Source organism: Candidatus Margulisiibacteriota bacterium, assembly GCA_041658645.1.
In the GTDB taxonomy this organism is placed as follows: domain Bacteria; phylum Margulisbacteria; class WOR-1; order O2-12-FULL-45-9; family XYB2-FULL-48-7; genus JBAZZV01.
The window spans coordinates 52,175-64,457 of the sequence record JBAZZV010000009.1 but is presented as its reverse complement, the minus strand read 5'-3'; the positions used below and the strand labels follow the sequence as shown (position 1 = coordinate 64,457).

The 12,283-nt window shown below is 54.3% G+C and carries 13 protein-coding genes; 4 read left to right on the top strand and 9 right to left on the bottom strand.

Annotation, left to right across the window (positions count from 1 at the left end):
* Positions 1 to 286: 286 nt before the first annotated feature.
* On the top strand, positions 287 to 772 hold the full coding sequence (locus WC903_07730; GenBank protein MFA5893830.1) for a response regulator: 486 nt from the start codon (positions 287 to 289) through the stop codon (positions 770 to 772).
* Here the strand turns inward: WC903_07730 and WC903_07725 are convergent, their stop codons facing one another.
* Positions 773 to 2,713: an ATP-binding protein gene (locus WC903_07725; GenBank protein MFA5893829.1), complete on the bottom strand. Its 1,941-nt coding sequence runs from the start codon at positions 2,711 to 2,713 to the stop codon at positions 773 to 775.
* Positions 2,710 to 3,732 (bottom strand): hypothetical protein, encoded by a 1,023-nt coding sequence (locus WC903_07720; protein MFA5893828.1) that lies wholly within the window; start codon positions 3,730 to 3,732, stop codon positions 2,710 to 2,712. The genes WC903_07725 and WC903_07720 overlap by 4 nt, the downstream gene beginning before the upstream one ends.
* A 363-nt stretch (positions 3,733 to 4,095) precedes the next feature.
* On the opposite strand from WC903_07720, the gene WC903_07715 reads away from it, so the two are divergent.
* From WC903_07715 to metF, 3 genes are read left to right on the top strand one after another with little or no spacing between them, the layout of a single operon-like run.
* Positions 4,096 to 4,848, top strand: coding sequence for a type III pantothenate kinase (locus tag WC903_07715; GenBank protein ID MFA5893827.1), 753 nt, complete (start codon positions 4,096 to 4,098; stop codon positions 4,846 to 4,848).
* On the top strand, positions 4,833 to 6,365 hold the full coding sequence (lysS, locus tag WC903_07710) for a lysine--tRNA ligase (protein ID MFA5893826.1): 1,533 nt from the start codon (positions 4,833 to 4,835) through the stop codon (positions 6,363 to 6,365). Before WC903_07715 ends, lysS begins: the two co-directional genes overlap by 16 nt.
* Positions 6,340 to 7,206: a methylenetetrahydrofolate reductase [NAD(P)H] gene (gene metF / locus WC903_07705; protein MFA5893825.1), complete on the top strand. Its 867-nt coding sequence runs from the start codon at positions 6,340 to 6,342 to the stop codon at positions 7,204 to 7,206. The genes lysS and metF overlap by 26 nt, the downstream gene beginning before the upstream one ends.
* A gap of 11 nt (positions 7,207 to 7,217) precedes the next feature.
* On the opposite strand, the gene WC903_07700 is transcribed toward metF, so the two are convergent.
* The 7 genes from WC903_07700 to atpE are packed head-to-tail and all read right to left on the bottom strand — an operon-like array spanning position 7,218 to position 12,283.
* On the bottom strand, positions 7,218 to 7,463 hold the full coding sequence (locus WC903_07700; GenBank protein ID MFA5893824.1) for a F0F1 ATP synthase subunit epsilon: 246 nt from the start codon (positions 7,461 to 7,463) through the stop codon (positions 7,218 to 7,220).
* Entirely contained in the window at positions 7,463 to 8,848 is a 1,386-nt protein-coding gene (atpD, locus tag WC903_07695; protein ID MFA5893823.1) for a F0F1 ATP synthase subunit beta, read from the bottom strand. Before atpD ends, WC903_07700 begins: the two co-directional genes overlap by 1 nt.
* Positions 8,841 to 9,593, bottom strand: a complete 753-nt coding sequence (locus WC903_07690) for a FoF1 ATP synthase subunit gamma (protein MFA5893822.1) — start codon at positions 9,591 to 9,593, stop codon at positions 8,841 to 8,843. Before WC903_07690 ends, atpD begins: the two co-directional genes overlap by 8 nt.
* On the bottom strand, positions 9,593 to 11,080 hold the full coding sequence (gene atpA / locus WC903_07685) for a F0F1 ATP synthase subunit alpha (GenBank protein ID MFA5893821.1): 1,488 nt from the start codon (positions 11,078 to 11,080) through the stop codon (positions 9,593 to 9,595). Before atpA ends, WC903_07690 begins: the two co-directional genes overlap by 1 nt.
* Positions 11,073 to 11,579, bottom strand: coding sequence for an ATP synthase F1 subunit delta (atpH, locus tag WC903_07680; protein MFA5893820.1), 507 nt, complete (start codon positions 11,577 to 11,579; stop codon positions 11,073 to 11,075). Before atpH ends, atpA begins: the two co-directional genes overlap by 8 nt.
* Positions 11,576 to 12,049 carry a F0F1 ATP synthase subunit B gene (gene atpF, locus WC903_07675; protein ID MFA5893819.1) on the bottom strand — a complete coding sequence of 158 codons (474 nt, stop codon included), beginning with the start codon at positions 12,047 to 12,049 and terminating at the stop codon, positions 11,576 to 11,578. The genes atpH and atpF overlap by 4 nt, the downstream gene beginning before the upstream one ends.
* Positions 12,050 to 12,283, bottom strand: a complete 234-nt coding sequence (gene atpE / locus WC903_07670; protein MFA5893818.1) for an ATP synthase F0 subunit C — start codon at positions 12,281 to 12,283, stop codon at positions 12,050 to 12,052.

The following is a 12,283-nucleotide window of genomic DNA, read 5'->3' as shown; positions in this document are numbered from 1 at the left end:
CTGACGCCAGAGGAATTACCCTGTGATGATTTCCATCCGGATGAAATTTTACAACACTTTGTCGGAAGAGTAGCTGCAGGGTTTAATCAGCGCTCCGGTCCTGCACACGATCTACCTATATATCCCACACTTTTCCATATACAGGAAAGTTGATTTTGAAAAGAGGGGGCTCCTTTTGAGGATATGTATATTATATCATATGCACATGACTATAGGCAAGGAAAAAATCCCGTGATCGGGCGATCTCCGTTTGACTTCCCGCTAGTGTCATGCGAAAATATTCTGTATGGACAAACAATTGATCCTAGTGGTCGACGATGAGCGGGAAATAGCCAATTTAATTGTTGATATGATCAACGAAGGCGGGAAATATGAAGCTATCCCGGCTTACAGCGGCAAGGAAGCGTTTGACCTGCTGAAAACACATCGCCAGTTGCTCGGCCTCGGCGGGAACAGGGTAAAATTGATCCTGCTCGACATCAAGATGCCGGAGATGGACGGACTGCAATTCCTGGAAAAATTAAGGAAAGACCATGACCAGGAGAAATTGGGCGTGCTGATGGTGACCGCGTATGAAGACGAAGAGAAATGGGACCGCGCCACCTCCGGGTTCATCAGCGGCTATATCAAAAAACCGATCGGCAAAGCCGATCTGCTCGCCAAGCTTGACCGATTTTTCTCCAAGCCCGACGCCCGCTATGACATGACGCTGGACACCTTCGAAAAACACATTGATAAAATGGCAGAGCTTAAAAAAGGCCAAAAAGAATGATCAGTTTTTTGCCGGGAACTTTAAAATAAACTTCGTCCCTTGGCCCGGCTGGCTTTTAACCTCGACACTGCCCAGGTGTTCTCTCATGATCCGGAAAACGATCGATAATCCCAATCCCCTCCCCTTGGTGACACTGGTACTAAAGAACGGCTCAAAGATCTTTTCCATGTTCTCGGGGGGTATCCCGACCCCGGTATCAGCCACTTCTGCGCGGACAATGGGAGCGCCATTTTCTTCCCCGGCGCAGGTCGTGATCCTCAATTCTCCGCCTTTGCTCATCGCCTCAACCGCGTTCTTGAACAGGTTGATGAACACCGTTTCCAGGTCCTCCCTGTCCCCCCGGATGACCAGGCCCGGCGCTAGATCTTTGACAACGCTGACCCCGCTCGGGGGGAACAAGCGGAGAGCTTCTTCAATTTCCTGACCCAGGTCAAGCAAGGTCTCCTGGCGTTCGTGGGGCCGGCTAAGACGCAACGTGCTTTCCACTATGTAATTGGCCCGATCGACCTGCTCCAGGAGCAGGGCCTGCATCTTTTTTAAATATTCCTCATCCCTGGTTTTATCGAACAATGTTTCGATCCGGCCGCGGATGATCGCTAGCGGCGTTTTGACCTGGTGGTTGTATTCCTGGACAAGGTTGGCCATGGAAGCGATCTTTTCGGAGCGGGCGAGCAGTCGTTCGGTGTCGTAGAGTTTCTTCTGGTTGGCGTCATAATCACGCTTGATCCGCTCATAGGGCCGGACGCGGTCAAAGATCGCCCTCACCTGGACCATAATGGTCCGAAAAACTGTCAGCTCTTTGTCATTATAGGGATCTTCCGATATTTTCGGCCCCAGGGTCAGTATCCCCTCCAGCCCTTCCGACGAAGAGAGCGGCATGACCAGCCCTTCTTTGGCCCGCGTCAGGTCCTGATAATTCGTCCCTTGCGGCCCGATAGCGATCTTAATATCTTTGATCTTTACGGCGGCCTTTAATTCACCGGCGATGATATTGAACACCCCTGCCCTGTCCATGACCGGGATAAGTTTAGTAGCGATATGGTTGATCAATTTATCTGAATCGAACCAGTCGGTGATCCATTTCTCCTCCAGCGGGGTCTGGATAAGAGCGCGCAGGCGGTGGGCGGCTAAGGCCCAGAAGAGGGCCAGCAAAGTATTGGCAACCATCACCGCCGCTTGCGGCAGAGCGAACGAGTTTAAGCCAACAAAAGAAGCGGCCAGCAGGACGCCCACAAATAAATATGCGGCGGCACGAGTAATAACAACCCGGATGTCCATAAGCTCGGCCTTGGTGATGGCATAGGCAATTATTATTGCAAAGCACATTTCAAATAACCATCCAAATGGATATAAATCTATACCATATTTTTGAATATAATCAACCGATCCAAGAAGTGCTACTAAATAGGCAACAAAAATATAAACTATTCGCGTGGCCTCAATTGGAGAAAAGCTCTTTCTATTCAAATATTTTCGGAATAATAAATAAAACCCTCGAAGGAAAATGCCGAAAAATATAACAAGATAAAATGGGTGAAACATCCTATTAGCGTGAGAATAATAACCCCAGGAATATTTATATGGTTCCTCAAGCAAATAATTAGAAAAAATAAACATGAGAAAAATAATAAAAATTATTAAATATGAAAAATATACATATTTATATTCATTTCTCTTATTGAGAAAACTTACTGTTAAATGATAAAAAGCCGGCGCAGTAAATGCCGCGAATGCACAAGCAATCCGAGTGCCAAACATGGCAATTGTTGTGTCTTTAGCAGAATAAACGATAGCATAACCAAAAAGCCAGCCAAATAATGATAAGCAGAACAGGCTAAACGCAAAATTTACAAATGATTTTGGGTTTTTAAATAAAACAAAAAGGCCGATTAGAATAGCAAGCAATGCCCCAAGAAAAGCAGGGATTGAATTTAAGCTCATATAACTAATTTATTACCATAGTTTGTGAAATCAGCATGAGTAAACCCATACTTTTGTGCCCATAGCCTGGTCTTTTGTACATGGTCAAGTTCGATCTCTCCTACATGATTTTCCTCTTCGCCTTCTAAGGCTTGCATTATTGTTTCGGCTAAACAAGAAAATGTTGTTCCGGCAGGAGGGCCCATTTCAACTCCAAGATTTATTCCCGGGATATTTGTGTAACATCCATCGATCCTTGCCACATCGGGCCGGTCCTTAATAACATGAGGGTGCAAATTAATTGGCTGAGCTAAATCATAAACTACTGCTCCTTGTTTCAAATGCGAACTCTGGATTAAAGATTTCGAATAACTAGTGGCAGTTATTATATAATCGCAATCCGAAATATCTTCGATTATTAACGAGGGGATTATTTTTGCGGATGCCGATTCCAAAATATTACATAAAGCGCTCAACTTAAATTCATTCCGTCCAATTAGATACAAAGATTTACATTTATTAGCCAACAAACGGCTCAATGCTTTTCCAATTAAGCCGTAAGCTCCTACGACTGCAATTTTGCTTTCCGAAAGCGGCCGATTAATTTTTTTTGCAACTTTCTCAATCCCTTCCATTGCTATGGCGACACTAAAAGAATCCCCATGAGTAACATTTAATTTAATTTGATTTTGCCTGATTACCCATTTGCCCGCATCGGTAATTGGCGCCGTGTACGCGCCTAATCCAACCAATTGAACTCCTAAGTTATTTTGCGCATATAAAATGGCATCTAATATCCTTCTTTGCACATAATTCCTTGGAAGACTCATAATTTGCTCTCCAGTAAGCGAAACAAAAATGATCCAACCTTCCGCTTTATCATAAACATTAAACTTTGACCAAACAATAAAGCCTGAACGGCCTCTAAGATTCCGAATAATTACATCCTGGATTCGATTAGGAACAAATCTTATCCAAGGCAAAGGGCGAGCCATGTCGGAAATATCGCGAGGATGGACCAAAAAAGCAAACTTTTTCATATCTTGATGAAAATTATCGCATAAAACCAAGACGGAATCAATCGAGATAGGTATATACCCAGGCCTAAAATAATACAAACAATTGAAGCAATAAGTGGGGAAAATTTGCTTAGTAAAACTATCTCATTGATCATTATTTAACCGGATTTCTTTGCCGCATTTTTGCCCCGGAAGTTCTCCCTCAATATTTGCGGCAACTCCCAATAAATTATGCAACATATTGGGCGCATTGACAAGGTAATTAAACAAGGCGTTTCGGGCCGAAAGCGTTTCGGGGCAAGGGAAAAGCATCCCCCTCCCCCTGCCAACAATATCCTGAACTATTTATTCCCCCTAGAAGCAAGGTTATAGTATAATAGCTGTATGTTACTGGCTATAGACATAGGAAACACTAATATAGTATTTGGCGTTTTTGCGGGCAAAAAGATCGTCAAACAATGGCGAGTCTCTACCCCAAAGACAACCCTCCAAAGCCTACCGGCCATTAAAGGAATTGACCAAATCCTGGTCGCCAGCGTCGTCCCCTCGCTCGATAAGTCGTTAGCCAAGCTGCTGGTCAAAAAATACGGGGTTAAACCCCACTTCGTCACCGCGAGCAACATCCCGGGGGTAAGGATAAGAATGAGGAATAAGAATGAGGTGGGCGCCGACCGGGTGGTCGACGCGCTGGCCGCTTACAAGCTCTACGGGGGACCGGTCATTGTGGTAGATTTCGGCACCGCCACCACGTTTGACGTCATAAACGCCAAAGGCGAATATCTCGGCGGAGCAATTGCCCCCGGCATTCTTCTCGCCCGCGACGCCCTCCACGCCCAAACAGCCAAGCTCCCGCGGATCGAGCTAAAAGCCCCCCGCTCGGTCATCGGTAATAACACGGTGGAAGCGATCCGGAGCGGCCTGGTCCTGGGATATGTTTCCCTGGTTGAAGGGATGATAAAAAGAATAAAAAAAGAACTCATCCCCCCCTCTCTTCCTAAGAGAGGGGGTCGGGGGGTGAGTTATAAAGTCATCGCAACTGGCGGCCTCGCGCCGTTGATTTGTAAACAGACGGGGATTGTTGATATAATAGACGAGAACCTGACACTGAAGGGATTAATGCTATGTCAGAAGAACTAAGCGACCTGCTTAAAATACGACGGGAAAAGATGGACGAGTTCCGCGCCAGCGGGCGGGAACCGTTCCCCTACCGCTATGACCGGACCCACACCTCGGCCGAGGTCCTGGCCAAATACGCCGAGCTGAAAGAGCACGAAGAGAGCGGAGAGGAAGTCTCCCTGGCCGGGCGGATCATGACCCGGCGGGGCCATGGCAAGGCCGCTTTCGCCACGATCCAGGATGGGGCCGGACGGATCCAGGTCTACGGCAAAATGGATCTCCTGGGGGCAGAGCCCTACTCCTTCTATCAGAAACTAGATATCGGCGATATCATCGGGGTCCGAGGACACGTTTTCCGGACCAAGACCGGCGAAATAACCGTCCGCTTATCGTCCTTCACCCTCCTCTGCAAATCGCTCCACCCCCTCCCCGAAAAGTGGCACGGACTCCAGGACAAGGAGATCCGCTACCGGGAGCGCTATCTCGATTTGATCGTCAATCCCGACGTGAAAGATGTCTTCGTCAAGCGGAGCCGGATCGTCTCTTTTATCCGCCGCCTCCTGGAAGAGCGCGGGTTCCTGGAAGTCGAGACCCCCGTCCTGCAAGTCCTGCAGGGGGGAGCAGCCGCCAGGCCGTTTGAGACCTTCCACGACACCCTCGATATGCCGCTCTTCATGCGGATAGCGCCGGAGCTCTACCTGAAACGGCTCCTGGTCGGCGGTTTCGACAAAGTTTTTGAACTGGGGCGCGTCTTCCGCAACGAAGGGATGTCCTACAAGCACAATCCCGAGTACACCATGATCGAGATCTACCAGGCTTATGCCGACTATAACGACATCATGAAACTGACCGAAGAGATCGTCGTCGCCTGCGCCAAAGAGGTGCTGGGGACCCTGCAGATCGAGTTCCGGGGAGATAAGATCGACCTCACCCCGCCCTGGAAGCGGGTCTCTCTGCTCGACGCCTTGAACGAAGCCGGTATCGACCTGAAGGGGAAGAACGAGAGCGAGATCAGGTCGATCGCCAAAAAGAAAGGGATCGAGGGGGCCGACGAGATCGGGATCGGCAAGATCATCAACGTGTTATACGACAAGTTCGTCGAGGGGACCCTCCGCCAGCCAACCTTCATCATCGACCACCCGCTCGAAACCTCGCCGCTGGCCAAGAAGCACCGGAGCCACCCCGGCCAAGTCGAGCGTTTCGAGTTGATCATCGCCGGGATGGAGCTGGCCAACGCCTTCTCCGAGCTGAACGATCCCGTCGACCAGCGGGAGCGGCTGACCAAACAAGCCGCGCTGAAGGCGGCCGGCGACCAGGAGGCCGAATCAATGGACGAGGATTTCCTCCGCGCCCTGGAGTACGGAATGCCGCCGGCCGGCGGGCTCGGGATCGGCATCGACCGCCTGGTTATGATCTTGACCAACCAGTCGTCGATCCGCGACGTCCTCCTCTTCCCCCACATGAAACCGCTGGCCGCCGCGCAACCCAAAGCGGAAGAAATGGCGATCTTGGATGAAAATAACCGAAGTACTAAATAAGGCCAAACCCACTCTCTCTTTCGAATTCTTCCCCCCCAAAACACCGGAGCAGGAAGAGGAGCTCCTGGCCGTTATCGGCCAGCTGAAGACTTTTAAGCCCGACTTTGTCTCCGTCACTTACGGAGCGATGGGGGCAAACCGGGAAAAAGCCTTTTTCTGGGCGAACGAGATCAAGAGCAAATACGGTCTCGAGCCGGTCGCCCACCTGACCTGCGTCAACGCCTCAAAAGACGACATCGCCGCCCGGCTGGACGAGCTGGAGAAGATCGGGGTCGAGAATATCCTCCCGCTCCGGGGCGATCCTCCAGCAGGAACCGACGGCTTGCGGCTGACGGCTGACGGCTTTAAACACGCCAGCGAACTGATCGCTTTTATCAAACAGCGCCAGCCGAACTTTTGCCTGGGGGCGGCCGGTTACCCGGAGAAACATCCCGAGTCCCCCTCTTTCGCCAAGGACCTCGATTACCTGAAAATGAAGGTTGAGGCGGGGGCCGAGTTCATCATCACCCAGCTCTTTTTCGATAACCGCCTCTTTTCCAGCTTCGTCCAGAGCTGTCTTAGGGCCGGGATAACTACCCCTATTTTACCTGGCCTTATGCCGATAACCAGCCTCCACCAGATCAAGCGCTTTACCGGGATTTGCGGCGCCACTATCCCCCCCGAGCTGATGGCCAAACTGGAAAAACATCAAGCTGACCCGCAGGCAATTAAGCAGATTGGCACGGAATTTACGATCGCCCAGGCGCGCGGGTTGCTGAAGTCGGGCGTCAAGGGGCTCCACTTTTTTGTCATGAACCAGGCGGAACCGATCTCGACCGTCCTTAGCGAATTGGGGTTTTAAAGCGATTTTCGTTATAAGAGGACCGTCGCCGCGCCGTTGTCGATAAAGAGGAAACCGCCCTGACAGTCCACCCCACCCTGCTCCCCGTTCTCCGCCAGATAACTGACCCGGCCAGCCGCTAAAGCGGTCGCCAGCGGGATGTGGCCAGCCAAAATGCCCAGTTCGCCATCAATGGCGCGGGCGGTCAAGGCGGTGATCGCCCCGGAGTAGACTTTCTTTTCCGGCGTCCTGATCTCCAGTTGGAATCCGGTCTTCATCACTTTGTTTCCGCCTTTGCTTTCGCCTCTTCGATCGTCCCTACCATGTAAAAGGCCTGTTCCGGCAGGTCGTCACAGCGGCCGGAGACGATCTCGTCAAACCCCTTGATGGTATCTTCGGTCTTGACGTATTTCCCCGGGATTTGGGTGAAGTTCTCACCGACAAAGAAAGGCTGGGAGAGGAAACGCTGCAGCTTGCGCGCCCGGCCGACCAGGATCTGGTCATCGGCCGGCAGTTCGGAGACGCCGAGGATGGCGATAATATCCTGCAACTCTTTATAGCGCTGGAGAATCTTCTGGACTTTGCGGGCGACGGCGTAATGCGCCTCGCCGACCACCGAGGGATCGAGGATGCGCGAAGTGGAAGCCAGCGGGTCAACCGCCGGGTAGATCCCCATCTCCACCAGTTCGCGGGAGAGGACGACGGTCGAATCAAGATGGGCAAAGGTCGCCGCCGCGGCCGGGTCGGTAATATCATCGGCCGGGACATAGACCGCCTGGACCGAGGTGATCGAGCCCCGCTTGGTCGAGACGATCCGTTCCTCGAAACGGCCGACCTCCGCCGCCAGGGTCGGCTGGTAACCGACGGCTGACGGGACACGGCCGAGCAAGGTCGAGACCTCGGAGCCGGCCTGGACAAAGCGGAAGATATTATCGACAAAGAAGAGAACATCTTTCCCTTCGCTATCGCGGAAATACTCGGCCATGGTCAGGCCGGAAATGCCGGCGATCATCCGCGAACCGGGCAACTCGTTCATCTGGCCAAAGACCATCACTGTCTTGGCAAGGACACCGGATTCCTTCATCTCCAGCCAGAGGTCGTTCCCCTCGCGGGTCCGCTCACCGACCCCGGCAAAGACGGAGATGCCGCCGTGCTCGGTGGCGATGTTGTGGATGAACTCCATGATCAGGACCGTCTTGCCGACCCCGGCGCCGCCGAAGAGGCCGATCTTACCACCCTTGGCGAACGGGATGAGGAGATCGACCACTTTAATGCCGGTCTCAAAGACCGCGGCGCGCGGGACAATTTCATCAAAGGGGGGCGGATCGCGGCGGATCGGGGCGAGTTGGACATCTTTAACTTCACCCAACCCGTCGATCGGTGAACCAAGAACGTTAAAGACCCGGCCGAGAGTTTTGGGGCCGACCGGGACGGAGATCGGCCGGCCCAGATCCTCGACCTCGGTACCGCGTTTCAATCCCTCGGTCGGATGGAGGGCGACCGCCTTGACCACCCCACCTTCGAGCAGCATGGCAACCTCGGCCACGATCGCCGGCTCCTTGATGACCAGGGTGTTCCGGATCTTCGGGATCGCGTCGGGCGGAAAAAGGACCTCGATCACCGCCGAACTGACCGCGATAACCCGGCCTTTGTGGTTAGTCATCTTCGTTTCTCCTCATCGCTTCGGCGGAAGAGATCACTTCGGCCAGGTCGCCGGTGATACTCGCCTGGCGCATTTTATTTATCCTGACCCGTAACTCGTCGATCAAGTCGCTCGAGTTGTCGACCGAACCGTGGAGGACCATCAGCCGGGCGGTCAGCTCGCTCAATTTAGAGTTGACCAGGAGCTGGTAGAAACGGGCCTCCAGGAAATGGGCAAACAGGCGCTCGACCAAACCTTCCGGCGTCGGCTCGAGGGTCATCTCGGCCAGTTTTTTGTCCGGCGTGAAATCTTGCGGCAAAGGATAGAGCCGGTAAATGGTCGGGGTCGTATTGATACTGCCGCGATAGTTGTTGTAGGCGACGTAGATCTCTTTATCGGGAGAGAAAAGTCCCCGCCAGAGCTCGGCCCCCCGGGCGTAGGTTAATTTTCCTTCATCGGCCAGCTTGACCAACTCGGCCCTCGGATGTTCTTTCTGAAAGCCTTCTGCTATCTGCAAAGCTTTTTCGTTAAAACCTCCGCAGAGTCCCCGCGCCGACTGGAGAACGATCACCTTCCGGCCCACCGTCTTGACCGGCTCGAGCCGGCCGTAGAGAACGTGTTTCATCGGCCGGAGATAGACCTCGGCCTGGGCGTAGCGCTCTTTCAGGCGCTGGAGCTGGACGGTCGTCACCACCTCCATCGCCGAGAGGATCGAGTTCAAGCTCTTGACCGCCCGGAAGCGGCCGCGCAGTTTCAAGACCGACATTAGAGCTGCTCCTTGGCCGCGGCTAATAGTTTTTTCAGCCGCTCTTCCGTCTCTTTCGAGAGGGCCTTCAATTCGGGGATCACCCCGGGATCGCTCTGGCGGACAAAATCGATCAGCCGCCCTTCCCAGCGGGTAAATTCCTCGGCCGGGAGATGGTCAAGATAGCCGTTGACCGCCGCGTAGATGATAATGATCTGGGACTCGATCGGCAGGGGACGGTTCTTCCCCTGCTTTAAAACTTCGGTCATCAGCGCGCCCCTTTTCAGCTGGCGGCGCGTCTCCTCATCGATCTCCGAAGCAAAGAGGGAGAAAGCTTGCTTCTCGCGGAACTGGGCAAGGTCAAGGCGGAGCCGCCCGGCGATCTTCCTGATCGCGGGAACTTGCGCCTTGCCGCCGACACGGGAGACCGAGATGCCGGCGTTGACCGCCGGCCGGATGCCGGAATTGAACAGATCGGCCTCGAGAAAGATCTGCCCGTCAGTGATCGAAATGACATTGGTCGGAATGTAGGAAGTGATGTCGCCGAGTTGCGTCTCGATCAACGGTAAGGCGGTCAACGAACCACCCCCCAGTTCGGGCCGGAGCTTGGCCGCCCGCTCGAGGAGCCGCGAGTGAAGATAGAAGACGTCGCCCGGATAGGCTTCGCGTCCCGGGGGCCGGCGCAGCAGGAGCGAGATCATCCGGTAAGCCTGGGCATGTTTGGTCAGGTCGTCGTAGATGACGAGCGCGTCGCGTCCGGAGAACATGATCTCTTCGGCCATGGCGCAGCCGGAGTACGGGGCCAGATATTGGAAGGCGACCGAGTCGGAAGCGGAAGCGGCAACCACACAGGTGTAAGCAAGCGCGCCATGTTCGCGCAAAGTTTCGACCGTGGCCGCAACGTTGGCCGCCTTCTGGCCGATCGCCACATAGAAACAGAGGACGTTCTGGTCTTTCTGGTTGAGGATCGTGTCGATGACGATAGTGCTTTTGCCGGTGGCGCGGTCGCCGATGATCAGCTCACGCTGGCCCCGCCCGATCGGAATGAGAGCGTCGATCAGCTTGTAGCCGGTCTGAAGCGGCTGGTTGACGGGGGTCCGATCGATGACGCCGGTCGCCAACCGTTCCACCGGGCGGAATTTATCACAGTTGATCGGGCCGAGACCGTCGAGCGGTTCGCCCAGGGCGTTGACCACCCGGCCGATCAGCGCGTCACCAGCCGGCACTTCGACGACCTTGCCGGTCAGCCGGGCAAAATCACCTTCCCGAACCGCGGTGTGCGGCCCGAAGAGGACCGCCTGGACGACGTCGCGCTCGAGATCAAAGACCATCCCGGAGTAGCCGTTCGGGAACTGGAGCAACTCCCCGGCCATGGCGTTGGGGAGCCCGGCGATATGGACAATACCGTCGCCCGACTCGACCACCATGCCGACCTGTTCGATGTCAGCCTTCGGCCGGAAGGCCTCCAGGTTCTGCCTGATTATGCCGGAAATATCTTTTTCATCCACCAGCCATTACCTCTTTTAATTGTTCCAGCCGTCCCCGGAAACTATCTTCAAAGAAACGGCCGTCGCTCGTCTTGACGCGGACCCCGCCCAGCAGGTCTGGCCGCAAGCTAAGCCGCAAGCGGACCTGGCCGCCGAGAAACTCTTTTATTTTCGCCTGCTCACCGTCGGTCAGCTCAAAGGCCGACTCGACCTGGGCATAGACCAGGCCGAAACGCCTGGCCGCCAGTTGCGAGAACTCTGCCGCGATCGAGGAGAGCTGGTTGCCCAACTGGTGGTCGACCAGCAAACCGACCACCCGGTAAAAAAGCGGCAACGCTCCCGGAAAAAGAGCGGCGATCGCCCCTTTCTGGCTGTCGGGGGAGACCAGCGGATTGTCCAGGAACATCCGCAGTTCGTGGTGGCCCGAGATCAGCCGCGACAGGTTATGGAGCGTCTCGCCCAGTTCGATCGCCTCATCGCCGGCGATCGTTAAAAGTTGTTCCAGATCGACCGATCTCACCTTCGCAAGCTCTCCTCGATCAATTGTTTATGGTCGTTGAGATCGACGGTGCGGCCCAGCACTTTGCTGGCCGCCAGGGCGACCAGGCTGGCCGCTTCGCTCCTAACCGCATCCAGCGCCTTATCTTTCTCCCGGGCGATTTCGAGCTTCGCCTCTTTCGCCAGGAGGGCCGACTGCTCGCCGACCCGTTCGACCAACTCCTTCTTCAGCCGGTCACCGGCGTCACGCGCCTGCGCCAGGATCTGGTTCGCCTGACCGCGCACCTCACGAAGCTCGGCCTTCTGTTTTTCAAGCAAAGAGGCGCGCTCAACTCTTCCCCGCTCCGCTTCGGCCAAAGAGGAGGCGATCAGCTTCTCCCGCTCCGCCAGAAATATTAGAATCGGCGGCAAGGCGACCTTGTATAACAGGACGACCAGCAGGCCAAAGGCCAGCGTCGTCCAGATCATTAAACCTGGTTCGAACTCGAGCATTTAGACCTTTGTCGCCAGGATGAGACAGACGACCAGAGCGTAAAGTGCAATCGCTTCCACGAAGGCGATCGCGAGGATCATGCTGGTCCGGATAGTATTCGACGCTTCCGGCTGGCGCGCCATCCCTTCCAGCGCCTTGGCCGCCAAGATACTGACCCCTATCCCCGTCCCCGCCGCCGCGAGTCCCATCCCCAGACCCGCGGCTAAAAAAGCCCCAAACGTAGCATTCATCAT

Coding starts and splice junctions, on each gene's coding strand:
- metF (MFA5893825.1), top strand. CDS start 6,340: ATGAAAATAACCGAAGTACTAAATAAGGCCAAACCCACTCTCTCTTTC.
- WC903_07720 (MFA5893828.1), bottom strand. CDS start 3,732: ATGAAAAAGTTTGCTTTTTTGGTCCATCCTCGCGATATTTCCGACATG.
- atpD (MFA5893823.1), bottom strand. CDS start 8,848: ATGACTAACCACAAAGGCCGGGTTATCGCGGTCAGTTCGGCGGTGATC.
- WC903_07700 (MFA5893824.1), bottom strand. CDS start 7,463: ATGAAGACCGGATTCCAACTGGAGATCAGGACGCCGGAAAAGAAAGTC.
- lysS (MFA5893826.1), top strand. CDS start 4,833: ATGTCAGAAGAACTAAGCGACCTGCTTAAAATACGACGGGAAAAGATG.
- atpF (MFA5893819.1), bottom strand. CDS start 12,049: ATGCTCGAGTTCGAACCAGGTTTAATGATCTGGACGACGCTGGCCTTT.
- WC903_07730 (MFA5893830.1), top strand. CDS start 287: ATGGACAAACAATTGATCCTAGTGGTCGACGATGAGCGGGAAATAGCC.
- atpE (MFA5893818.1), bottom strand. CDS start 12,283: ATGATGAATGCTACGTTTGGGGCTTTTTTAGCCGCGGGTCTGGGGATG.
- WC903_07715 (MFA5893827.1), top strand. CDS start 4,096: ATGTTACTGGCTATAGACATAGGAAACACTAATATAGTATTTGGCGTT.
- WC903_07725 (MFA5893829.1), bottom strand. CDS start 2,713: ATGAGCTTAAATTCAATCCCTGCTTTTCTTGGGGCATTGCTTGCTATT.
- WC903_07690 (MFA5893822.1), bottom strand. CDS start 9,593: ATGTCGGTCTTGAAACTGCGCGGCCGCTTCCGGGCGGTCAAGAGCTTG.